Origin of the sequence: Pandoraea bronchicola (assembly GCF_902459805.1) — a bacterium.
GTDB classification, from domain to species: Bacteria; Pseudomonadota; Gammaproteobacteria; order Burkholderiales; family Burkholderiaceae; genus Pandoraea; species Pandoraea bronchicola.
Genome location: NZ_CABPST010000002.1, coordinates 162875 through 185344, shown reverse-complemented (window position 1 = coordinate 185344; position 22470 = coordinate 162875). Strand labels below are relative to the sequence as shown.

Sequence of the window (22470 nt, the reverse complement as noted above, 5' to 3'; positions counted from 1 at the left end):
CACATCTCATCACGAGGTCCACGAAGCCGCCCTTTCAGGCGGCTTTTTTTACTTCAAAGATCCCGGCAGATTGCCCGGCACGAGATCGCGTCTGGCAAGCGAGTCGAATCGTTCTCGTGCCGAATGAAGCATGTGCAACGTAATCTGCTTGACCTCGGCCTGACTCTGCTTGATATGCGCCTCGATTCTTGCCTGGGCCAGACCCGCGTCCCTGGACTGAATCGCATCGAGAATCGCCGCGTGCTCTTCGTATGTCGCCAGCACCCGAGGTGCCTTGGTAAAGTCCAGCCGCCGGATGATTCGGATTCGCTCGGTCACATCGAAGTGCATTCTGACCATCTCCAGATTCCCGGTCGCCGCAATCAAGCCGGCGTGAAACGCTTCGTCCAATGCCGCGACCCTCGCCGGCTCAGGTTCGCGCTTGCCCGGCGCCACGCACCATATCTCGCGTAGCGGCATCAACGCCGCGATGGAATCCTCCCTGACCAGACGGGCGATGGCCGCCGACTCCATCATGATGCGGATCTCATACAGGTCTTCGAAATACTTGAAGTCGAAGTCGCGCACCTGCCACCCGCTCTTGAAGTGGACTTCGACATAGCCTTCGCGTTGCAGCCAGAACAACGCCTGCCGCACGGGCGTGCGGCTGACCTGCATGCGGGCAGCCACGTCACCTTCGCTGAACCGGTCTCCCGGCAACAGACGAAAGTCAAAGATGTCAGCCTTGAGTCTGGCGTATATCTGGGCAGCCAGCGAACCGGCGCTGCCCGCAGGACCAAGCTCCGGCGAATGCACGTCGGCCGGCTCTACGATGTCGATGGCGGCTGTCTTCATACCAGCGACACCAGCGGATCGCCCGCGCTGATCATCATTCCCGGACGGCAATGAAACGATCCGACCACGCCGTCGTGCGGCGCCGCAATTTGAAACTCCATCTTCATCGCCTCCAGAATTAACAACGGATCCCCCGCGCTGACCCTCTCGCCCTGTTGCGCAAGCAACTTCCACACATTCCCCGTGATATCCGCCGCAACGACGGTGCCCTGAATCTCGATTGACGCGGCCGCTTCGCGGCCCTCAAGTACGCGCTCGCCGCCCGATGCGCCGGCAACCCAGCGCTTAACCTCGGCGTCGAAGGCCCGGGTCTGTGCGGATTTGAACGACGCCATCTCGGGGGCAATGCGATCGAGAAACACGTTGTACTCGCCCAGATCGAAGACTTCCTCCTCGATGCGCACCCTCTGTCGACCTTCCCTGAAGTCTCGTCTTAGCGTGTCGAGTTCCGCCTCCGTCACCGGATAGAACCGCACCTGATCGAAGAAGCGCAGCAGCCATGGCTTGCCGTCCACGAACACTTCGTTCTTGAGGAACTGATTCCAGATGGGTAACGTCCGGCCCACCAACTGATAGCCACCGGGCGAGTCCATGCCGTAAATGCACATGTACACGCCGCCGATCCCCACCGTCCCTTCCGCCGTATAGGTGCGCGCAGGGTTGTACTTCGACGTGAGCAAGCGGTGACGCGGGTCGACCGGTACTGCACACGGCGCTCCGAGGTACACGTCGCCGAGGCCCAGCACCATATAACTTGCAGCGAAGACGGTGTCTTGCACCGCTTGAGCAGACGCCAGCCCGTTAATTCGCCGAATGAACTCCGTATTGCTCGGCAGCCACGGGGCCGTATCGCGGACCGACTGGCGATACCGGGCAACCGCGTCGAGCGTGGCCGAGTCCTCATAGGCCATCGGCAGATAGACAACCCGGCTCGACACCCGCATTGTGCGAACGTCGCGCAATCCGTCGTCCGCAGCCGCAATGCACTCGACCAGTGCGCGCTGCGAAATGACGCGGCTGTCAAAATGCACCTGCAACGAACGCACACCTGGCGAGAGTTCCAGAACACCGTTGACCGCCTGCGCGCGCATCGCTTCCATCAGGGCGTGAATGCGGAAACGCAGATTCAGATCCAGTACGTTCTCGCCATACTCGACGAGCACATGTTTGTCGCCCGCCTGCCGCACCACCGTCTTCGGTCGCTCACCTTGTGCGTGCACCTGATGAAGCAGCGGCGTGGCGTCATGCTGCATCCGGTATGGATGGTCCACAGGGTTCGGCATTGGCTTGCACGGCACAGCATCCCAGGTCTCGAGGAAGGCATCCTGAGCGCGTTCGAGCGTGAGGGCATCGTCAAACGACATCGGCCGGAAGCGGATCCGGTCACCGGGCTTGACCTGCCCGACCTTCCACAGCTCCGCCTTTGCAATCGTAACCGGGCAGACGAACCCGCCGAGGCTAGGGCCATCGCGCGTCAGAATCACCGGCATATCGCCCGTGAAGTTGATGCTGCCGAGCGCGTATTCGCAATCGTGGATATTCGACGGATGCAGCCCGGCCTCGCCGCCATCCATGCGGGTCCACTCGGGCTTGGGCCCGTTCAGTCGAATCCCAAGACGGTTCGAGTTGTAATGCACCTCCCACTCGGCCGCAAAAAACGTGTCGATGGAGGCTTGCGTAAAGAAGTCCGGTGCGCCGTGCGGCCCATACAGCACGCCGATGTCCCATGTCCTGCCGTATTTCGGGACCAGCATATCGGGCAGTGCCTCGGGAACATGCACCGGCGCGAGATCCTGCGTCGCGGGCAATGCCACGTCGGCAATGGGGAGGACGTCATACGCGCGCAACGTGCGGCCAGCATGACCACCGAATTGACCCAGCGCGAACGTGGCACGGCTGCCCAGATAAACGGGGACGTCGAACCCGTTGCGCACCGCGAGATAGGTTCGGCAGCCTTCTTTTGCCTTGCCCATGCGAAGCGTCTGCCCGGCCTTGACGTGAACCGGCGCCCAGAACGGCACCGGCGCGGCGTCGAGTTCCGCGTCTGCGGGTGCGCCCGTCAGCGCAATCGTTGCGTCCGCCCAGAAGCGCAACGTCGGCCCCATGACGGTGGCTTCGATACCTGCCGCATGCGATGCGTTGCCGACAATGCGATTGGCCACACGAAATGCCCAATCGTCCATCGGGCCTGAGGGTGGCACGCCGATGTCCCAGTAACCCACGCGACCGGGATAATCCTGAATCGTCGTGTAGGTGCCGGGTTCGAGCACTTCGACGGCGGCCGGTGCATACGGGAACGTATCCAGCGCACGCGTCGAAACCTCGCCCGCAGCGAACCCCTCGGAGCCGACAATGGCGCGCAAGTAATCCAGATTGGTCGAGATACCGCCAAGTCTGGCGTGTGCCAGCGCACGCCGAAGTCTGGCGATGGCTTCCGTCCGGTCTTTGCCGAAGACAATGATCTTGGCAATCATCGGGTCGTAATGTGCCGACACCTCGGTGCCCGTTTCCACCCATGTGTCGACGCGCACGTCTGCCGGGAACTCGACCTGTGTGAGTACGCCCGGGCTGGGCGCGAAGTTGCGCAGCGGATTCTCGGCATAGACGCGAACTTCAATGCTGGCGCCCTGCCCGCTCACGTCCTCCTGGAGTACTGGCGGCTCGCCGGCTGCCGTGCGAATCATCCACTCGACGAGATCCACACCTGTCACGGCCTCGGTGATCGCGTGCTCCACTTGCAAACGCGTATTGACTTCGAGGAAGTGGAACGCTTGCTCGGCGGCGTCGTAAATGAATTCCACCGTTCCCGCCGAGCGGTAGTTGACCGACTGCCCGAGCCGCCGGGCAGCTGCGAGCAATTGCTCGCGCACTTGCGCTGGCAGGTTCGGTGCAGGCGTCTCCTCCACCACCTTCTGATTGCGACGTTGCAGCGAGCAATCGCGTTCGCCCAAGGTAACGACATTGCCCTGCCCGTCGCCAAAAATCTGGACTTCGACGTGCCGCGCGCGGTCTACAAAGCGCTCGACAAAAACGCCCGCGTTCGCGAAAAACGATTTGCCCAGCCTCTGTACGGACTCGAAAGCCGCGATGAGTTCGGCTTCGTCGTTACACCGCGTCAGACCGATGCCTCCGCCACCCGCGGTGCTCTTGAGCATGACCGGATACCCGATGGCCGCGGCAGCGCTACGTGCCGCTTCGGCATCGGCGAGCAATCCCGAACCAGGCGTAAGTGGCACCCCGGCGCGTTTGGCAAGCTCACGTGCCGCGTGTTTGAGCCCGAACTGTTCCATCTGTTCGGGCGTCGGGCCGACGAAAACGATCCCCTGCGCTTCGCATTGCGCTGCAAATCCGGCATTTTCCGAGAGGAACCCGTATCCGGGGATGATGGCCTGCGCGCCAGTCGCCTTTGCGGCAGCCAGGATGAGGTCCGTGCGTAAATAGCTTTCGGCAGCCGCATTGCCACCCAGCGACACGGCCACATCGGCTGCGCCAACATGCAGGCTGTTGCGGTCGGCGTCTGAATAAACGGCAACGCTGCGGATGTTCATGCGACGCAACGTGCGTGCAATACGACAGGCGATCTCGCCGCGATTGGCGATCAGAACGGTATCGAACATGGATGGGGCGGCTCCGGCGTTAACGGGGGGTTGCGCGCAGCGATTGCTGATAGGCGGCCCAACCGCCGAATTCGGTGACATCCATGGCGTCGCGAATGGCGAACGGCTCGCAGATGAAGCCCTTCACGCACCGGCCATCCGCCAGTTCGAGCGTGCCAATGCCGAGCGGTGCAGGTACGCCAGCCACAAACGTGCCAAAAGCGTGAGCGGGAACATCCCACAACTCCACTTGAATGGCAGCGCCCTCGTCACCGCGCACGAGCCCCGGCTTGGCAGGCACGGTGTTCGACAGCGCGTAGAGCCGGTATGCCGGGCATGTGGTCGTTGCCTCGACGAACCTGGCATTGCGCGAGGTCAGTTCGTGATTCAGCGGCATGCCACGCAGATGCGCACCAACGACCGCCACGCGGATGACGTCGTCCTCGGGAGCCGGCAGAGGTGCGTCGACCCGTGTGCGCTCGGGCAGCGGCAAGCCTGTCGCCCCACGCGGCAGCCCGGTGGCCTCGTGCCACCGCGCGGCGTAGGCGGACAGCGCCCGCTCACGCCAGGCATCGCCAATCAGGGTGATGCCGAAAGGCAGACCGTCGCTTCTCAGGCTGGCCGGCACGGCCACCGCGCTCCAGTCGAGCAGGTTCACGAAGTTGGTGTATTTGCCCTGATGACTGTTGAGGCGCACGGGGTCGTTCAACAACTCGTCGATCCGGTAATGCGTGGGGGCCGTCGGCACGAGCAATGCATCGAACCCGGCGAGAAGCGCGTCCGCCTGGCGCTTGAGATCGGCGAGCCGATAGATGCCGTCGAATGCATCTGCGGCCGAGAACTGCTTTGCCTTGAAGACGATGTCGCGCACCACCGGGTGAATGTCCGCCTCATTCGTCTGCGCGAAGTCGCGAATGGCGGCGTAACGCTCAGCCACCCACGCACCGTCGTAGAGCAATGCCGTCACTTCGTCGAACAATGAGAAGTCGACAGGCACACAGGTGGCGCCAAGCGCCGCGATCCTTGCGACGGCATCCGCAAAGGCCTGCTCGGCAAGTTTGTCGCCATAAAACTCGGGCGCGGCGGGAATCGCCAGACGGGGCGCCTCGGGCATTCGCCATGCCAACGCGCACGCGGGGGCTTCGCGCGACAGTCCATCCTTCAGGTCTAGCGCAGCAGCCACGTCATAGACGCGAGTTGCGTCAGGCACCGTGGTCGCGAAGACGCAGACACAGTCGAGCGTGCGGCACGCGGGCACCACGCCGGCATTGCTGAATGCGCCGCGCGTAGGTTTGATGCCGACGATATTGTTCAGACCGGCAGGCACGCGCCCCGACCCGGCCGTATCGGTGCCAAGCGAGAACGGCACGAGACCCCGCGCGACGACAGACGCGGAGCCCGAACTCGAGCCGCCGCTGATATATGCCGGATCGAACGCATTCGTAGGAATGCCGTACGGCGAGCGTACGCCGACAAGCCCCGTGGCGAACTGATCCAGGTTGGTCTTGCCCACGACGATAGCGCCCGCCGCAACGAGCCGCGCCACGACCGTCGCGCTCTTGTCTGGCGCATAGGCAAATGCGGGGCAGCCCGCCGTCGTCGCAAAGCCCGCGACATCGATGTTGTCCTTCACCGCGAACGGCACGCCATACAGCGGGAACAGACTCAGCTCGTGCCCGGCAATGGTCAGGCGCTCGGCCAGCGCAGCGAGTTGTGCCGCCAGAACCTCTTCGGAGACGACCGAGATCCAGGCAGCATCCGGTTCGTCGAGCATCTGACGCCATTCAGTAAGCAGCGAGCGCGGCGTCGCGCCGTCTCGGTAGGCGGTCAGCCAGTCGGCGATGGTCCATCCACGCATTTGGTACTCCTTCTTGTGTACAAGTCTGCGTGAACCTAATCAAGTTTCGTGCCAACGCCCGTGGCAAATGGAGCGCCCCGGGATTGCGCCGAAAGCGTGCACGATTGCTCGTCAAACACGCCATCCCGGTGGGGCACGTTTCGCACCAATGCAAGGCAGGCGCACCATTCCCAGGCGCACCTCACACACCGAATGGTTCTCTTGGCGCGGACACCCTGCGTGCGGGTCATTTGGCCCGCGGTGCACATGCCGGCGGGCGTGTGTGGCGATCGGGCCACGCAACAATTGCATTGACAGCGCATATCGACGCGTTGCATCCGAAGGCCTGCGTCATCCGTATTTCCCGGCATGATCTCCGTCCAACGTCGCGCCATGCCCAACCCCAGTCACCTGACACCCGACTCGACGCCCTTTGCCGCGATGAAGGTGCTATATTCCCCGGATCGTCCACGCTACGGCCCACGCGACGGCCGCGTCCGCATGAATGACTTGCCCGAAAGCACCGACCGAACCGGTTCGCCAAGCGCTCAGCGCGCTGGCGACAGGAGTGCCGATGCCGCATGGCGCGACGCCTTGAATCGAACGCTATCGGCCGTCGGGCAGGAAGATCGCGACGCGTTTGCCGAGCTATACCGAATGACCTCCGCGCGCGTGTTCGGCGTCATTCTGCGCATGGTTCGCGACCGCGCCGAGGCGGAAGATCTGCTTCAGGACGTTTTCGTCAGTGTCTGGCGACGGGCGAGCGCTTTCGACCCTGCCCGGGGCAGCGCGATGACCTGGCTTATCACGCTGGCCCGCAACCGAACCATCGACCGTTTGCGGGAGCATCGTGAGACGGCCCTCGATGAGCCTGACGCCCTTGCCATTCCCTCGGAAGACCCCACACCCGCCGCCCTGGCCGAAGCGTCACAGGAGCGGCAGCGTCTTGAAGAGTGCATGCGGCGCCTTGAGCCGCAACAGCGCGGCGTCGTAAGAGAGGCGTTTTTTAGCGGCGCGTCCTACAGCGAACTGGCCGGTCGTCTGAGCGTGCCGCTCGGGACGATGAAAAGCTGGATTCGCCGCAGTCTGATGCAATTGAAAGTGTGCCTTGAGCAATGAATACATCCGCCAACCAAGACGACGAACTGCGCTGCGCCGAATATGCCCTCGGGGTGTTGAGCGCGGACGAACGGCGTGAGCTCGAGCGCGAGGCCGGCGAGAACCCGCTCATCCAGACTCGCCTGCATCAGTGGCAAACCCGCATCGCGCTGTTGGCCGAAGATGTCGCACCGGTCGAGCCGCCGCCTCGCGTCTGGCAACGGATTCAGCGCGATCTTGGTGTCCCTTTTGGCGTCCGGCCCGTCCTGCAGACGACAGCACCGTCCACCTGGTGGGACAATTTGCGCCTCTGGCGTTGGTTGGGGCTTGGGGCAAGCGTGGCCACGCTTGTCTTGCTTGCCGTCAATTTCGGCTCGCTGATACAAACCGGCCCGTCCACCACCGTGGCCAGCCCGTATATGGTGGCAACCATCGCCCGGCAGGACGGCGTTGCGCACTGGACCGCAACCGTTGACACCCGCCGCGCCGCCATGGTCGTCGTGCCAGCCGACAAGACCGTCATCGCTGCCGGACGCGCCACTGAACTGTGGCTGATCCCGCCCAATGCGAAGCCCATTGCGCTGGGCGTATTCCCCTCAGATCAGCCAGCGTCAATGGCGCTCTCGCCGGAAATCCTCGCGCAGATGGGCAACAACGCCATGCTGGCGGTATCCATCGAACCACCCGGTGGCTCGCCGACCGGCCAGCCGACCGGTCCGGTGGTTGCGACTGGCGCGGTCCGCCCGGCCTGAGCGCTCGCAAGGCGTCGACGCCCCCCTCGTCCGGACCTGGCGGGCGGCGATATCTCCAATCTTGCGAGGCCTGGTTCGCTGAACAGTCTATCGATGTGAGGCATTTCGTCGTGACTCACGGGCAGTAAAGCGCTTTGCCGAAATCCCCTCCCGTCAGAAGCGGCTTGCGCGCAACCTGAATATTCCATATTATTGGAAATATAAAAACCATCGCCAGTTGCCGCCGTGGATTCCGTCTCCTCGCCTCCCACCCTTCCTGCCGTGCGGTCCCGGTATCTGGACGTCTCTATTGCGTCCCGGCTCGGCATGGCCGCCGCAGCACCGGCGCGCATCTTGCTGCTATACGGTTCGCTGCGCGAGCGCTCATATTCCCGGCTGTTGACCGAGGAAGCCGCCCGGCTGCTGGAGTGCATGGGCGCTGAGGTTTGCATCTTCGACCCTCGCGGCTTACCGATGCCCGACGAAGTCGACTGCGACACCCATCCCAAGGTCAAGGCGCTGCGTGAGTTGTCGCTGTGGTCGGAAGGACAGGTCTGGTGCAGTCCCGAACGGCACGGAACGATCTCTGCCGTCATGAAAACGCAGATCGATCACCTCCCACTCTCGATGGGCGGTATCCGGCCGACGCAAGGCCGCACCCTTGCCGTCATGCAAGTCAGCGGCGGCTCTCAGTCCTTCAATTCAGTCAATCAGTTACGACAGCTTGGCCGGTGGATGCGGATGTTCACGATCCCGAATCAGTCGTCAGTCGCCAAGGCATTTCAAGAGTTCGACGAGGTTGGCCGGATGAAGCCGTCCGCCTATTACGACCGGGTCGTGGATGTGATGGAAGAGCTGATCAAGTTCACGTTGCTGCTACGCGGAAAAAGCGATTATCTCGTCGAGCGCTACAGCGAGCGCGCCGAAGCCGATACGCCGCTCGACACTATGGCCGACTTGTCCGCCATTGCGATCGGCGCAGCGGCAAACGCCGAATAACCCCGGGAGAACCCACCAGTTCAGCACTTCCGTGACGACGCCGGTTCGCACAGCCCCGGCACGCCCTGGCAGCAGTTTTCGGTGAGAAAGCCGACCAGTGCGTTCATCTTGTCGATGGACGCCGCGTAGTAGATGTACCGCCCTTCCTGTCTGGACGAGATCAAGCCCGCATTGGCCAGCTCTTTCAGATGGAAAGACAGCGTGGCGTTGGCAAGCCCGAGCGTCTCGGCGATGTTACCGACGCTAAGGCCTTCAGGCCCTGCGACGACCAACAGCCGGAACACGGCGAGGCGATTGCCTTGCGCCAGTGCGGCAAGCGCTTTGACAGCGTCGGTATCGTTCAAGGTAGTTTGCATGGCGTCGATTGGTCCGTGTTCGACACGGAATTTATATTTCGATATTTCCGGAATTTTTGCATCATGATACAAGCAGATACCACCAAGCGTCATGTGCTGTTCCTCTGCACGCACAACTCGGCGCGCTCAATTCTCGCCGAGGCGATTCTCAATGACCTCGGCGGGAACCGGTTTGTGGCATTCAGCGCCGGCAGCCAGCCGTCCGGTCATCCCAACCCTTACGCGCTCGAGTTGCTGGCGTCGCGCGGGACGGACACGTCGGCACTGCGCAGCAAGTCGTGGGACGAGTTCGCGCAGCCCGGAGCGCCGCGCATTGATTTCATCGTCACCGTCTGCGACAACGCGGCCGGCGAGACCTGCCCCCTCTGGCCCGGTCATCCCGCGAAAGCGCATTGGGGGGTTCCCGACCCGTCACAAACGCCGGGAACGCCCGACGCCGTTCGCAAAGCGTTTCTCCAGACCTATCTGCAACTTCGCGCACGCATTGAGTTGCTTCTGGACCTTCCGTTGGAGAAGCTCGACCCGGTGGCGGCGCAGCAGCAGGTCCAGGAGATCGGCAACCGGCTTCGCGCCAAGGAGGCGTGATGTCCGACTCGCGTGCCAGCACCGACCCATCGACGGCAACCTCAGGGAAGGCAGCGGTCATGGGCAACTTCGAGCGATACCTTACGCTTTGGGTATTGCTTTGCATGGCCGCCGGGATACTCATCGGACACGTCGCGCCAGCGTACGTCGGGCTTGTCTCGCAGCTCGAAATCGCTCACGTCAATATCGTCGTCGCCGTCTTGATATGGGCCATGATCGTCCCGATGCTCCTGAAGATCGACTTCGGCGCACTTGGCCGTGTCGCCGAGCATTGGCGCGGCGTTGGCGTCACCGTTGCGGTGAATTGGCTGCTCAAACCATTTTCGATGGCATTGCTGGCATGGCTGTTCGTGCGTCATTGGTTTGCTGCGTGGCTGCCTGCGGATCAGTTGGACAGCTACATTGCGGGGCTGATTTTGCTGGCCGCTGCGCCATGTACGGCGATGGTGTTCGTGTGGTCTCAGCTATGCAAGGGCGACGCCTATTTCACGCTCTCGCAGGTCGCGCTGAACGACGCCATCATGGTTGTTGCCTTCGCCCCTATTGTGGCGCTGCTGCTCGGCGTTTCGGCCATCAGCGTGCCGTGGGAAACATTGCTTGTCTCGGTCCTCGTCTACATCCTGATACCGGTCGCGATGGCACAAGGCCTGCGCCACGCATTACTTCGGCACCGCCAGGAAGCGCTTCAAAACGCGGCCGCCGCCGCCGCCCCCTATTCCATGAGCGCATTGCTCGCCACGCTGGTATTGCTCTTCGCATTCCAGGGAGACGTGATTATCGAACAGCCTGTCGTCATTGGGCTGCTTGCTGTTCCCATTGTGGTTCAAGTGATGCTCAACGCCGGACTCGCATACATGCTGAATCGAAAACTCGGCGTCGCCCATTGTGTGGCAGGGCCGTCGAGTCTGATTGCGGCGAGCAACTTCTTCGAACTGGCGGTCGCTACGGCCATCAGTGTCTTCGGCCTGCGCTCGGGCGCCGCACTGGCCACCGTCGTGGGCGTGCTGGTCGAAGTCCCGCTGATGCTTGTTGTGGTGCGTATCGTGAATCGAACGAAGCCGTGGTACGAGAGGAGGAACGGCTCGTGATGACAAAATCCGCCAGTTCAGCCAGAATTTCCCCGGCTCACCCCGGTGTCGCCCGAAGGTTTGGCGTGCCAACTCCTGATTGCACCGTCCAACTCAGTTGAAGGCTCAAGCTATGTCACATCCTGTCTTTCTGGAGAGTCCGCCTTGGCCACGCATGCCGGAGGGCCGTAAAGGCGAATTGAAGTCGTACTTTTCTGCCGCGGGCCCGTCGTTGGAAGCGAACGCCCATCTCCCGATCTTCTGGCGCGCACTATTTGCTTCAGACGACATTCATTTCGCCTACGTCATCGACGATTTCGATCCCGACGACGCCGCCCTCGAACTGGAAGCGTTTCTGGAGAGCGCCTCACAAGCGGAAAAGGACGCGAAATATCCTTATCTGGTGACAACGAAAGCGCTCGCGCTAGAACGTGCCACCCGACGGCGCGATCCTTTGATCGAACGCCTTGGCGAACGTTTTCGGCCGATCTACGATGCGTTCGTCGACTACATGTCCACGGCCTACGGCCCCTTCGTCCTCGTTCGGACCAGCGGGCTGCCCGATGTCACCGACGCCACCGAGTGGCTGGTAACGGAACTCGAGCAGATCACGGCGCTGGATCACGGCACACATGTTCATGCCGATCTGGCGCAGGAGATCGAGGCGCTCAAGCGCGTGGCCGATACCGATGCCGTCTGGCGCACAACCGGCGCGGGCAACCCCCGCGCCGAGGTCAATCCGTGGCCAAGCAAAACCCTGGTGGAAGCGTTTCCCGCCTGCGCGCCTCTTGCGCGATACGCTGCGCTCAAGTCGTCTGACTCGCAAGTCACCGCCGAAAAACATCGCTATCGCGATCCCAACAAGCTCGACAAAGTGCTCGAATGGGTCGCGATTTTTGTGTTTGCGGGCGCATTCGTCGGAACCTGGGCCGCCACACGCTCCGTCTGGCAGTCGATTCTCGTGACGGCCGTCGCAACGGCGGTGATGGCGTGGCTGCTGGTGCGCGTGCGACGCCTCGACTGAGCGCCTGAAACGGCGCCGGACACCGTAATACCGGTCAGTCGGCGCCGATCAACGCCTCAAGATGGACAAGCTGCTGTAAGCGCGCAAGGGCTTCATTGCGGGCCTGCATGGCCACGCAGGCGCGTCCCTGCCATGTTCCGGACGGCGGACAGATAGCGGCGGCAAGCCCCTGTTCGGACAACACGAACCCTCGCCATTTATCGGCGGATATGCGCATGAGCCCGCGCGAAGCCGCTGGCAACCGTCGTTCGATGCGCTTCACTTCGTCGTCAATGTCCTTGCCATAGCGCTGTGCCGCAGTGCTCGCGCAACGCGCTATGGCGGCCGCATCGGTCAGGCGCTGGCACTGTTTGCGCTCAAATTCCAGACCTCGCTGCGGCACGGCGCCGCCGCCGTCCTCCTCGGGCACCGTCGCAGGCGTCAGACGGCCTTCCAGACGGAATGCTCCTGCCGACGCGCTCTCCAGATCCGCGCGGTAATACGTCAATGCCTGAGCCCGTCGTTGGGTCAGCATCATCACGTCGTTCGCATTCATAGGCGCGTACATCGTGCCTCGCGTCGTGGCGTACACTGCGCCGACCAGTTTCAGGTCGGCATCACGGCTCGCCAGCCACGCCCGCTGCGCCTCAAGCAACGCAGCCCGCGCCGCTTCCGGCAGATCACTGCGCAGCGCCTGATAACTGGCATTCAGCCGCGCGTCCCACGCATGGGTGGCGTTGACGATGCACTCGTCCTGATCGCCGGTTGACTGTTTGCCCGGATCGTCCAGGCACCGATCCAGACGCGAATCAATGTCACCGGCGCGGACTGACGACGGCCCGTCCCCCGCCATCGCTGCGAAGGACAGGCATAACGCCAGCATTGCCAAGGATTTCATCATCGTGCCAATCACGCTATCCGCCCTGAGCCCAAGGAATACCGGATTCAAACGCGTGCGGAACGGAAAATCAAGCGGCTGGCGACATTCCGGTGCCCAAGGTGTTCCGATCAGACGCCAATCGCCTCGCCGGGGTTGCCCGGCGGACCGGCACAGCGTCAGAGCGTCATGACTTTCCGAATGGCATCGGCAAACGCCTTCGGCGCTTCCTGCGGCAGGTTGTGCCCGTTGGCCTTACGCATAACAACCGATATGGTTATCGGAAATCCGTCATCTTCACCGCCGGGCCGCGTGATAGCATTCCGGCTTCCCCCGCGCGCCAACCGCTCACGACGCATGTCTTTCACCGCACGCAAACGCTTATTCGCATGGCTCGGCCTCGCCGCCATGTGGCTCGCGATTTGCATGCCGGCCGTCAGTCAGGGACTGGCCTCGCATCGCGCTGCGCAGGCGCGAATGCTGGAGGTCGCGTTCTGTACGATCGACGGCTTGGCGCCTGCGATGGCACCAGCCCCCTCGGCTCGTGCGTCTGACAGCGACGGCATGCATGGCGCGTCCATGTCCCACACGTCGCACGACGCTCAGGGCGACGTCTGCGGATACTGTTCGCTGCTCGCCAATCACCCGCCGCTCGTCATGCCCGTGCTCACCGGTGCAGTGTCGTTCGCATGGATTGGCCGCGCCGGACCGCTCGCCGATATCCGGCCGTCCCACACTCAACTCGCCTTCACGCCGCCTGCGCGCGCGCCCCCCGCCGTTTCCTGATCTCGCGTTCAGTCCGATGCCTCGCCGCTGCCGGTGACGGCGTCGTTCATTACTCGCGCCTCCTGCTTGCCTAACGTTCACGATGGCGGCAGGCGCGCGCCGCTGCCGCCATCCATCGCGCGCCGCAGCAGCAAAACGAGACGGAATCGTTGCCCTATGCAGATCCCCTATTCCCAGACGCGCGAAGCGCAACCGGCCACCACCGCCGGGCAATACCGAACTCTCTGGCGCTGGCATTTTTACGCCGGGCTGTTCGTCATGCCATGGCTCATGGTGCTCGCGATCACCGGAACGCTCTATGTCTTCCAGCCGCAAATCGAACCGTGGCTGTATCACGACCGGATGGTTGTCGCGGCTTCCACCTCCCCCCGGCAGAGCGAGCAAGCGTTGATGGAACGCGCGGCCGCAGCGCTGCCCGCCGGATCGCAAATCAGTTCCGTCGAAGTCAATCGTGACCCAGAACGCAGTGCCGAATTCATCTTTCGCCTGCCCAGCGGCGAGCGGGAAAGCGTCTACGTGAATCCCTATACGGGCACGGTGCTTGGCACCCTGAGCGTTGAGCATCGGTTGATGAAGCAGGCCCGGGCGCTCCACCGCTCGCTCATGCTGGGCAAGCCGGGTGAACTGCTCATGGAGTTGGCGGGTTGCTGGACGCTCGTCATGCTCGCGACAGGACTCGCGTTGTGGTGGCCGCGCGCCGGCGCGACATGGGCCGCCGCGTTACGCCCGCGTCTGCAATTGCGCGGACGTGCGCTGTTGCGCAATTTGCATGGCGTCGCGGGCCTGTGGCTGGCTGCCGGCGGACTGGCGTTCGTGCTGACGGGACTCCCGTGGTCCGGCTCGTGGGGCTCGCAGTTCAAGGCACTCGCGACGAAGGCCGGCATGGGCTCCCCAGCCGACGTCTGGGGCGCAGCGCCGGTGCGCTCGCAGATACCCGCCAAGCCAACGAAGATGGACGACCTGCCCATCGCGCAAATTCCCTGGGCCGTCGGGAACACGACGGTCCCTGTCTCGACATCGCCAATGTCGATGCCGGGGATGACGCATGGCGGCACCAGCGAGCACACCGCGCATGAAGGTCACGAGGGCATGGGTAGCACAGGGATATCGCCCGCGCGCTTGCGCGCCGAAGGTGCGCTGCCGATCGACGAGGTCATGGCGATTGCAGCGCGTCGTGGCGTTCAGAGCGGCTATAGCCTGGTCGTGCCGTCACGCCCGGACGGCGTCTACACCGTGTCGTACTTCCCGGCAGACCCGCGCGACGAGCGCACGCTGCACATCGACCAATACAGCGGCAAGGTCTTGCGCGACATCGACTACAACGCCTACGGCGCTGTAGCGCAGGCGATCTCGTACGGAACCTCGCTGCACATGGGCAAGTACTTCGGCACCGCCAATCAGTGGCTGTGCGCGCTGATTTCCATGGGACTGTTCACGATGGCCGTCACCGGTGCCGCAATGTGGTGGATACGCCGTCCGGCGCGCTCGCTCGGCGCGCCGTCCCGCCCGCAAGCGCGACCGCCGATGCGCGAATGGACGATCGGCATGTTCGCGCTTGGCTGCCTCTTTCCGCTGATGGGGGCGACGATGGCACTCGTCTGGGCCGCAGACCGTCTCATCTTTGCGCGGCCCGCGCGTGGATAACCTCGGCACGTCTCCGGGGGCTCACACCGGCGGTAATGCCGCCGGCCGCTCGCCGACATACGCCGCACGCGGGCGAATCAGTTGCGTGCTCTCGCGCTGCTCCATCGCGTGCGCGATCCAGCCGATGGTGCGGCCGAGCGCAAACAGGCCAAACGCCGCACCCACGGGCAGGTTGAGGTGACGGCGTACCGCCACGAGCGCAAAGTCGAGCGACGGACGTTGCCCGATGAGCCCATCGGCGGCGTCGATGATCGTCTGCCATGCCGGATGCGCGGGCAATACGCGGTCAAGCATCGCGCTCGCACGCACATCCCCCGCCGGATACAAGTGATGCCCGAAGCCCGGCAGCTTTTCGCCGCGAGCGAGCCGCTCTCGCATTCGCACAGCCACATCGATTTCACCGACTTCGTCCCACATGGCTTCATTGCGGGCGGTGGTGCCGCCGTGGCGGCCACCGGTCAGAGCCGACAGCCCCGCGATGACCGCTGCACGCAGGCTCGCACCGGTCGACGCGACGCAGCGTGCCGTGAAGCTCGAAGCGTTCAACTCATGGTCGGCGCATAGCACCAGCGCCATGCGGATGAGATCGGCGCCATCGGCATCTTGCACGCCCCACGCTTGCGCACACTGCTCGTGGATAGGCGCGTCGGCGGGCAACGTGCCCAGCAAACACGCCGTCATCAGCCGCAACAAGGCAGCGCTTCCCTGTGCGACGCGAACCGGGTCGTGCTGCCAGATCGCCGTCGATGCGTCGTCGCTCGCCACGGTAAACGCGGGCAACAGCGCCTCTTCCGCCCGCCGGCCGCGATAGCGCTCGAGTAATAGCACCGGCCAGTCGGCCAGTTGACGCTTGCGCTCGCCGGCTGCCACGAAGGCCGACGCCTCATCGCATTGCCAGAGCCAAGCGGCAGTCGCCTCAACCGACACGGTCCCGGCCATCGTCAGCGCATCACGTCCCCGGTAGTAGCAGCGGCCATCTTCGATCAGCGTGATTGACGACTCCAGTACCGGCATCCCCCAATCCAGCGCTGCCTTGGCCACCTCTTTCGGTTTGCGCCCTCGCGTACGCTGTGCGGCCAGACGCTCGACGTCCGCCACCCGATAACGGCGCTCGCGATGGGTTTTCCCCGGCTCCGCATGCAGCAATCCGCGGCTCACATAGGCGTAGAGGGTTTGCAGCGATACGCCGAGACGCTCGGCGGCCTGCGTGGCAGTGTAGTAATTCATCGTTTTCGCGGCGCGTGTCGAAGGGAAATGAGCCAACAGATTGATTAAGTTAATCAATATTGACAATAAAATCCATCGGCATAAGCTTCAAGGCGCCGGCAGTTTCGCATCGCGACTCATTGCGATGCCACGTATCGAATCGCTCAAGGACTTCCTATGCATTCCGCTGTTTCAGGGCGTGTAGTGCCGCTCGCCGAGGCGTCTCATTGCGTCGCGTCTTACCTGCACGAGATGCGTCTGGCGATCGCCGGGCACAACACCTCGCCCCTCAACGCCCCTATCAACCTGACGATCAGCGGCAATGGCGCATTACCGTGCGCCTTTCCGTACACCGATTTCGCCACGGCGTCCATTGCCAGTGCGACGCTCGCCATCGCCGGGCTCGCGGCCGGCCCGGCGGGAGAATATGGATTGGCGGATAACGCGGCAATACCGGCCGTGAATGTCGACCGCCGACTGGCGTCGTTCTGGTTTCAAACGTCGCTGCGGGCACAGGGATGGGCGTCACCGCCAATGTGGGATCCGATTGCGGGCGATTACCGGGCGGCCGATGGCTGGATTCGTCTGCACACCAATGCCCCGCATCATCGCGCCGCCGCCCTGTCGGTTCTGGGCGTGGACGCCGATCGCGACGCCGTGGCACGGGTCGTCGCCACCTGGCAGGCAGATGCACTGGAGACAGCCGTGGTGGCTCAGGGGGGATGTGCCGCAGCCATGCGTACGCTCGCGCAGTGGGACGCTCATCCGCAGGGCGAAGCCGTAGCCCGCGAGCCCTTGTTGCACTGGGAAACGTTCGACATCGGACCGGCTGCGGGCGCGAACCGCGATATCGCCAGTTGGAAGCCGATGCGCGAACGTCCGCTCAGCGGCATTCGCGTACTCGATCTCACACGCATTCTCGCGGGGCCAACGGCGACACGCTTTCTGGCGGGGTTCGGCGCACAGGTGTTGCGTATCGATCCCCCCGGCTGGGACGAACCCGGCACGGTGCCGGAAGTCGTTCTCGGCAAGCGTTGCGCGCGCCTCGACCTGAAGCAGGCTGATGGCCGCGCGACACTCGAAACGCTGCTGCGTGAGGCAGACATCGTCATTCATGGGTATCGCCCCGATGCGCTTGAGCATCTCGGTCTTGGTGCGGCGCGGCGTCGCGAACTCAATCCCATGCTGATCGACGTATCGCTCGATGCCTACGGTTGGCAAGGCCCCTGGCAGGCAAGGCGCGGTTTCGACAGTCTGGTGCAGATGAGTGCCGGAATTGCCGATGCAGGCATGCGGGCGGCGGGCGCACAACGGCCTGTGCCATTGCCGGGGCAAGGCATCGACTATGCAACGGGGTATCTGATGGCGGCAGCGGCCGTTCGCGCGCTTGCCCTTCGCCAGTCACAGCGCGTCGGCAGCACCGTGCGCGCCTCGCTGGCCCGGACCGCCCGCCTGCTTGTGATGCATCGCACGCCCGAACCTGCGCCGTCGCTGCTCGCGGCAGAGACGCCGGAAGATCTGTCTCCCCGGATCGAGGATACGTCGTGGGGACCGGTGCGGCGGGTGGCCGCGCCAATGTCGGTTGCAGGCGCGCCCGTCGACTGGGCCTTGCCGGCGATGGCGCTGGGCACGGCGACCCCACGGTGGCCTTGACGTCTGATTACTCCATGACGTGACGCCGCGCCTGCCGCGAGGCGTGGAGTTGGCGCTCCGCCTGACTCAGGAGTGCCGAGATGTTAGCCGGCTCACCGGCCGTCAGGCCGTTCGCGTCGAACGTCACCGCGTTGTCGACGGCAATACCGAAGCTCGCCGTCAGGGGCAGGACTTTGCCGTGCGGCAACGTCAGCGCCGTGGCTTCGATACGCCCGCGCAGCAGTTCCGCGAATTGCTGCGCGCGCGATCCGTCGAGCACGCGGGCGAGAATCACGAAGGCGTCCGCGCCCAGCCGCGCCACCACATCGCCGGGCTGAGAGGTATTCAGGCAGACAGTACCGACGCGGCGCAACACATCGTCCCCCACGGCATGCCCCCAGGTCGCATTGATCTGCGAGAAATTGTCGATGTCGAACTTGATCAATGCCACACGCCCCGGCGACGGCATCGCACAAAGTGCGCGCGCCTGCCGCTCGAACGCCCGCCAGTTCATCAGGCGCGTCAGCGGATCGGTATCCGTGCTCATCTCCAGTTCGCTTGCGAGGCGCGTACGTTCGCGACGCAACTGCACCAACTCGATGGCATTCTGTTTCAAAACGCGCAACGCCTCGAACAAGGCACGCACCTGCCCTCGGCGCATCGGTGTGCCTTCGTCAGGCAAGGGAGCCTCGAGATTGCCTTGAGCGAGCGCGTCGACAAAACGCGTTGCCGCCTCGAGCGGCTGCACCACGCTGCGACGGAAATTGCGCAGCACGAAGACGATCAGCAGCACCAGCGCCACCTCGGTCAACGCAATGAAAATCACCACTTTGAGCGCGCTCGAGCGTTTTGCGTCGACCTGATGCCTCGCCAGCGAGAACATGTCGTCGCGAAAATCGGTGATCGCCCGCATCGTCGGCACGTAGTTATGCGCAAACTCCGCCGTCGTAAGCGAGGTTGGCCGGGGCTGACTCGCCAGCGTGCGCACGGTCGCGACGTAATTCAGCCCGGCAGCAAAATACTGCCGGTTCAGGGCGTTGAGCATCTCGGGCCCAAGTTCCGGGGGCGCGTTCATCCGGGAGCCGATCATCTCGCGCAGTTGATCGATACGACCGAGCGTTCTCTCGATGGTGCGCTGATCCGCGTCGCTGAGGGTCTTGCCGGTGGTAAGTGTCGCGGTGAAGTTTGAGCCGAGTTGGCCTGCGTACTCACGCAAATCCGCCGCCAGACGGGCCAGGATGATGTAGTGCAGCGCGTCGGGCACCCCGCGCGAAATCACGTCGATACGCGACGACGCCACCGGGGCGAAATCAGCGATGACACGGACCATGCGATCGACAGCGTCGCGCACCGCCGCGTCACTGCGCATTTCGCGCGGGCGTTGCACCAGCAGATCGACGTTGGCACTGGCGGCGGCGAGATCGAGACGCGCGCGCTCGACCGCGCGCAAACTACTGCCACATGGATCGCATGCGTCGTCCGAGAGCGCGGAGAGCAATTCCTGCAATCGTGCATTCGTCGCCTCGCGTGCATTGCGCAGCGCGATGACGGACTCGTTCGGCAGCGGGAGATCGGCGCCCAGCACCGCGTTGGCCGGTCCGCGCTCGGCAGACGCCTTCTCCATCGCCAGCAAGGTGGCACGCAGGGCGTCGAGCGCGACAGACGCATCATTGGCGCGCTGGTAACTTTCCCAGGCCCAGATGAGCAGGCTGCTGCAAAGGATGACGACAACGGAGACGACGGCAAGGTTCTGCAACCGCAGACGGCCGTTGAGCGAAAGGGCCGAAAGTAACTTGTGCTTCATTGACGATCACACCGTCGGCCACACGGTACAGGCTCCAATGGCAGCCGCAGCGGGACTGCCGCAACGGCAGCAATCGGCAGCGCACTACGGAAACGTTGTGCCCGGCACAAGGCACGCACGCTTTGGCTTCGCTTCGGCACCGGCAGGCCACCCGCGCCGAAGCGGTGCCATTGTCTCACACCGTTTCACCCTTCCGGAGCGCGCACCGCTCTCACAGATCGATCGCCAGCTCCGTGCCCTGCTTGATCGCGCGCTTGGCATCGAGTTCGGCCGCCACATCCGCCCCGCCGATCACGTGTACGCGTGCGCCCGCCGCCTGAAGCCCCTCGGCCAATTCCCGCAACGGCTCCTGTCCGGTGCACAAGACAACGTTGTCGACAGGCAACACGTGCGGCATGTCGTCGATCGTGACGTGCAGGCCGTCGTCATCGATCCGGCGATAGGTCACGCCGGGAATCATTTCCACGCCGCGATGCTTGAGCGACGTGCGATGAATCCATCCGGTAGTCTTGCCCAGTCCGTCGCCCACCTTGGAGGTCTTGCGCTGCATCAGGTACACCTTGCGCGGCGATGCCTCCGGCACCGGCGGGCACAGGCCGCCCGCATGCGCGTAAGCCGGATCGATGCCCCATTCGGCGTAGAACTTCGCAGGCACCAGCGTGGCGCTTTCGCCTGCCTGCGTGAGGTATTCGGCCACGTCGAAGCCGATCCCGCCCGCCCCGATCACGGCCACGGTCTTGCCCACCGTCGCGCCGCCGCGCAGCACGTCGATATAGCTGAGCACCTTGGGGTGATCGATGCCCTCGATGGCCGGTGTGCGCGGCACCACGCCAGTGGCCAGCACGATGTCGTCATACCCGCCGCCGACCAGCGATGCGACTGAGGCACGTGTACCCAGTTGCACCTTGACGCCCGTCGCGTCCAGTTCATGACGGAAGTAACGCAAGGTCTCGAAGAATTCTTCCTTGCCGGGAATGCGCTTGGCCATATTGAACTGGCCGCCGATCTCGGTATCGGCCTCGATGAGCGTGACGTCGTGCCCCCTGCGTGCCGCCACGGTTGCCGCCGCCAGACCGGCCGGCCCGGCACCGACAACCGCCACGCGGCGCACACGGCCCGCGGGCTCGACGCGCAGTTCCGTCTCATGACACGCGCGCGGATTGACCAGACAGGACGTGATCTTGCCGCTGAACGTGTGATCGAGACACGCCTGGTTGCAGCCAATACATGTGTTGATGGCGTCGGCGCGCCCGGCGGCGGCCTTGTTCACGAAATCGGGATCGGCCAGCAACGGCCGGGCCATCGACACCATGTCGGCCTCGCCGTCGGCAAGAATCCGTTCGGCCACGTCCGGCATGTTGATACGGTTGGTCGTAATGAGCGGAATGCCGACATGCCCCTTGAGTTTGCCGGTGACCCACGCGAATGCAGCGCGCGGCACGCTGGTGGCAATCGTCGGAATACGGGCTTCGTGCCAGCCGATACCGGTATTGATGAGCGTTGCGCCGGCAGCCTCGATGGCTCGGGCCAATTGCACCACCTCGTCAAAGGTGGAGCCGCCTTCGACCAGATCGAGCATCGACAGCCGGTAGATGATGATGAAGTCGCGGCCCACGCGCTGACGCACGCGCCGCACGATCTCCGCCGGGAAACGCATGCGGTTCTCGTAACTGCCGCCCCACGCGTCGGTGCGATGGTTCGTCCGGGACGCAATGAACTCATTGATCAGATAGCCCTCGGAGCCCATGATCTCGACGCCGTCGTAACCGGCGCGCTGCGCCAGCGCGGCACAGTTCACGAAGTCGTCAATGGTCGCCTCGACCTCGTCGCTCGTCAGCTCGCGAGGCCTGGCAGGCGTAATCGGCGCCTGCAGTGCACTAGGGGCCACCAGATCGGGGTGGTACGCGTAGCGGCCGAAGTGAAGGATCTGCATGGCGATCTTGCCGCCGGCGGCATGCACCGCCTGCGTCACCACGCGGTGCTTGTCGGCTTCCTCCTCGGTACTGAGCTTTGCCCCACCGGCATAAGGCCGGCCGGCGTCGTTAGGCGCGATCCCCCCCGTCACCATCAGCGCCACGCCACCGCGCGCGCGCTCCGCGTAGAACTCCGCCATGCGGGAAAAACCATTGCGCGCCTCTTCGAGCCCGACGTGCATCGAGCCCATCAGCACACGGTTGCGCAACGTTGTGAAGCCCAGATCCAGGGGCTGCATCAGGTGGGGATAGCCGCTCATCGTTGTCTCTCTCATCTTTCGGTGCAAGCCTTGGGGTTTCGGGGGACTTTCCGGAAAGCATAGGACACGTCGCTCGCGTGTCTTTTATTTATGCAACCCGTTGCATAGTTTGTGGCGATTCTATTCGGGCCCAACGAACTATGCAACGGGTTGCATAGTGGAATTAGAGTCCCTACACTGCC

17 protein-coding genes are annotated in these 22470 nt (G+C 63.8%); 9 read left to right on the top strand and 8 right to left on the bottom strand.

Annotation, left to right across the window (positions count from 1 at the left end; genetic code table 11):
* Positions 1 to 48: 48 nt before the first annotated feature.
* From PBR20603_RS05025 to atzF, 3 genes are read right to left on the bottom strand one after another with little or no spacing between them, the layout of a single operon-like run.
* On the bottom strand, positions 49 to 834 hold the full coding sequence (locus PBR20603_RS05025; protein WP_150558463.1) for a GntR family transcriptional regulator: 786 nt from the start codon (positions 832 to 834) through the stop codon (positions 49 to 51).
* Positions 831 to 4451 carry an urea carboxylase gene (gene uca / locus PBR20603_RS05020; protein WP_150558462.1) on the bottom strand — a complete coding sequence of 1207 codons (3621 nt, stop codon included), beginning with the start codon at positions 4449 to 4451 and terminating at the stop codon, positions 831 to 833. Before uca ends, PBR20603_RS05025 begins: the two co-directional genes overlap by 4 nt.
* Before the next feature lie 19 nt (positions 4452 to 4470).
* Positions 4471 to 6288 carry an allophanate hydrolase gene (gene atzF / locus PBR20603_RS05015; RefSeq protein WP_150558461.1) on the bottom strand — a complete coding sequence of 606 codons (1818 nt, stop codon included), beginning with the start codon at positions 6286 to 6288 and terminating at the stop codon, positions 4471 to 4473.
* Between the two features lie 480 nt (positions 6289 to 6768).
* On the opposite strand from atzF, the gene PBR20603_RS05010 reads away from it, so the two are divergent.
* The 3 genes from PBR20603_RS05010 to arsH all read left to right on the top strand — a co-directional run bounded on the left by PBR20603_RS05010 (position 6769) and on the right by arsH (position 9095).
* Positions 6769 to 7386 (top strand): sigma-70 family RNA polymerase sigma factor, encoded by a 618-nt coding sequence (locus tag PBR20603_RS05010; RefSeq protein WP_150558460.1) that lies wholly within the window; start codon positions 6769 to 6771, stop codon positions 7384 to 7386.
* Positions 7383 to 8117 (top strand): anti-sigma factor, encoded by a 735-nt coding sequence (locus PBR20603_RS05005; protein ID WP_150558459.1) that lies wholly within the window; start codon positions 7383 to 7385, stop codon positions 8115 to 8117. The genes PBR20603_RS05010 and PBR20603_RS05005 overlap by 4 nt, the downstream gene beginning before the upstream one ends.
* A 261-nt stretch (positions 8118 to 8378) precedes the next feature.
* The gene (gene arsH, locus PBR20603_RS05000; RefSeq protein WP_150558907.1) at positions 8379 to 9095 is read left to right on the top strand and encodes an arsenical resistance protein ArsH; all 717 of its coding nucleotides are present in this window, start codon (positions 8379 to 8381) and stop codon (positions 9093 to 9095) included.
* 20 nt (positions 9096 to 9115) lie between these two features.
* Here arsH and PBR20603_RS04995 read toward each other — a convergent pair whose 3' ends face one another.
* Positions 9116 to 9451, bottom strand: a complete 336-nt coding sequence (locus PBR20603_RS04995) for an ArsR/SmtB family transcription factor (RefSeq protein ID WP_150558458.1) — start codon at positions 9449 to 9451, stop codon at positions 9116 to 9118.
* 63 nt (positions 9452 to 9514) lie between these two features.
* Between PBR20603_RS04995 and PBR20603_RS04990 the strand changes: the two genes are divergently transcribed.
* The 3 genes from PBR20603_RS04990 to PBR20603_RS04980 all read left to right on the top strand — a co-directional run bounded on the left by PBR20603_RS04990 (position 9515) and on the right by PBR20603_RS04980 (position 12127).
* A complete protein-coding gene (locus tag PBR20603_RS04990) occupies positions 9515 to 10036 on the top strand; it encodes an arsenate reductase ArsC (protein ID WP_150558457.1) in 522 nt (173 codons plus the stop codon).
* Positions 10036 to 11124 carry an ACR3 family arsenite efflux transporter gene (arsB, locus tag PBR20603_RS04985; RefSeq protein ID WP_150558456.1) on the top strand — a complete coding sequence of 363 codons (1089 nt, stop codon included), beginning with the start codon at positions 10036 to 10038 and terminating at the stop codon, positions 11122 to 11124. The genes PBR20603_RS04990 and arsB overlap by 1 nt, the downstream gene beginning before the upstream one ends.
* A 112-nt stretch (positions 11125 to 11236) precedes the next feature.
* Complete coding sequence (locus PBR20603_RS04980; RefSeq protein WP_150558455.1) at positions 11237 to 12127, top strand: hypothetical protein; 891 nt, start codon at positions 11237 to 11239, stop codon at positions 12125 to 12127.
* Positions 12128 to 12161: 34 nt separating this feature from the next.
* Here PBR20603_RS04980 and PBR20603_RS04975 read toward each other — a convergent pair whose 3' ends face one another.
* Complete coding sequence (locus tag PBR20603_RS04975; protein WP_150558454.1) at positions 12162 to 13007, bottom strand: lysozyme inhibitor LprI family protein; 846 nt, start codon at positions 13005 to 13007, stop codon at positions 12162 to 12164.
* A gap of 333 nt (positions 13008 to 13340) precedes the next feature.
* Between PBR20603_RS04975 and PBR20603_RS04970 the strand changes: the two genes are divergently transcribed.
* Both PBR20603_RS04970 and PBR20603_RS04965 read left to right on the top strand, forming a co-directional pair.
* A complete protein-coding gene (locus PBR20603_RS04970) occupies positions 13341 to 13769 on the top strand; it encodes a DUF2946 domain-containing protein (protein ID WP_174977783.1) in 429 nt (142 codons plus the stop codon).
* A 156-nt stretch (positions 13770 to 13925) separates the two neighbouring features.
* A complete protein-coding gene (locus PBR20603_RS04965) occupies positions 13926 to 15413 on the top strand; it encodes a PepSY-associated TM helix domain-containing protein (protein WP_150558452.1) in 1488 nt (495 codons plus the stop codon).
* A 21-nt stretch (positions 15414 to 15434) separates the two neighbouring features.
* Here the strand turns inward: PBR20603_RS04965 and PBR20603_RS04960 are convergent, their stop codons facing one another.
* A complete protein-coding gene (locus PBR20603_RS04960) occupies positions 15435 to 16640 on the bottom strand; it encodes a citrate synthase family protein (protein ID WP_150558451.1) in 1206 nt (401 codons plus the stop codon).
* 231 nt (positions 16641 to 16871) lie between these two features.
* Here PBR20603_RS04960 and PBR20603_RS04955 point away from each other — a divergent pair, with 231 nt between their 5' ends.
* Complete coding sequence (locus PBR20603_RS04955; RefSeq protein ID WP_150558906.1) at positions 16872 to 18272, top strand: CoA transferase; 1401 nt, start codon at positions 16872 to 16874, stop codon at positions 18270 to 18272.
* Between the two features lie 7 nt (positions 18273 to 18279).
* On the opposite strand, the gene PBR20603_RS04950 is transcribed toward PBR20603_RS04955, so the two are convergent.
* Both PBR20603_RS04950 and PBR20603_RS04945 read right to left on the bottom strand, forming a co-directional pair.
* Positions 18280 to 20055, bottom strand: a complete 1776-nt coding sequence (locus tag PBR20603_RS04950; RefSeq protein ID WP_150558450.1) for a GGDEF domain-containing protein — start codon at positions 20053 to 20055, stop codon at positions 18280 to 18282.
* A 211-nt stretch (positions 20056 to 20266) separates the two neighbouring features.
* Positions 20267 to 22288, bottom strand: coding sequence for an NADPH-dependent 2,4-dienoyl-CoA reductase (locus tag PBR20603_RS04945; RefSeq protein ID WP_150558449.1), 2022 nt, complete (start codon positions 22286 to 22288; stop codon positions 20267 to 20269).
* Positions 22289 to 22470 lie beyond the last annotated feature (182 nt).

Bases quoted from the DNA above. Each gene is read 5' to 3' on its own strand.
- PBR20603_RS04970 (WP_174977783.1), top strand. From the start codon at position 13,341: ATGTCTTTCACCGCACGCAAACGCTTATTCGCATGGCTCGGCCTCGCC.
- PBR20603_RS04965 (WP_150558452.1), top strand. From the start codon at position 13,926: ATGCAGATCCCCTATTCCCAGACGCGCGAAGCGCAACCGGCCACCACC.
- PBR20603_RS04950 (WP_150558450.1), bottom strand. From the start codon at position 20,055: ATGAAGCACAAGTTACTTTCGGCCCTTTCGCTCAACGGCCGTCTGCGG.
- PBR20603_RS04975 (WP_150558454.1), bottom strand. From the start codon at position 13,007: ATGATGAAATCCTTGGCAATGCTGGCGTTATGCCTGTCCTTCGCAGCG.
- PBR20603_RS04980 (WP_150558455.1), top strand. From the start codon at position 11,237: ATGTCACATCCTGTCTTTCTGGAGAGTCCGCCTTGGCCACGCATGCCG.
- PBR20603_RS04955 (WP_150558906.1), top strand. From the start codon at position 16,872: ATGCGTCTGGCGATCGCCGGGCACAACACCTCGCCCCTCAACGCCCCT.
- PBR20603_RS04945 (WP_150558449.1), bottom strand. From the start codon at position 22,288: ATGAGCGGCTATCCCCACCTGATGCAGCCCCTGGATCTGGGCTTCACA.
- PBR20603_RS05025 (WP_150558463.1), bottom strand. From the start codon at position 834: ATGAAGACAGCCGCCATCGACATCGTAGAGCCGGCCGACGTGCATTCG.
- PBR20603_RS04990 (WP_150558457.1), top strand. From the start codon at position 9,515: ATGATACAAGCAGATACCACCAAGCGTCATGTGCTGTTCCTCTGCACG.
- arsB (WP_150558456.1), top strand. From the start codon at position 10,036: ATGTCCGACTCGCGTGCCAGCACCGACCCATCGACGGCAACCTCAGGG.
- PBR20603_RS04995 (WP_150558458.1), bottom strand. From the start codon at position 9,451: ATGCAAACTACCTTGAACGATACCGACGCTGTCAAAGCGCTTGCCGCA.
- PBR20603_RS04960 (WP_150558451.1), bottom strand. From the start codon at position 16,640: ATGAATTACTACACTGCCACGCAGGCCGCCGAGCGTCTCGGCGTATCG.
- uca (WP_150558462.1), bottom strand. From the start codon at position 4,451: ATGTTCGATACCGTTCTGATCGCCAATCGCGGCGAGATCGCCTGTCGT.
- PBR20603_RS05005 (WP_150558459.1), top strand. From the start codon at position 7,383: ATGAATACATCCGCCAACCAAGACGACGAACTGCGCTGCGCCGAATAT.
- atzF (WP_150558461.1), bottom strand. From the start codon at position 6,288: ATGCGTGGATGGACCATCGCCGACTGGCTGACCGCCTACCGAGACGGC.
- PBR20603_RS05010 (WP_150558460.1), top strand. From the start codon at position 6,769: ATGAATGACTTGCCCGAAAGCACCGACCGAACCGGTTCGCCAAGCGCT.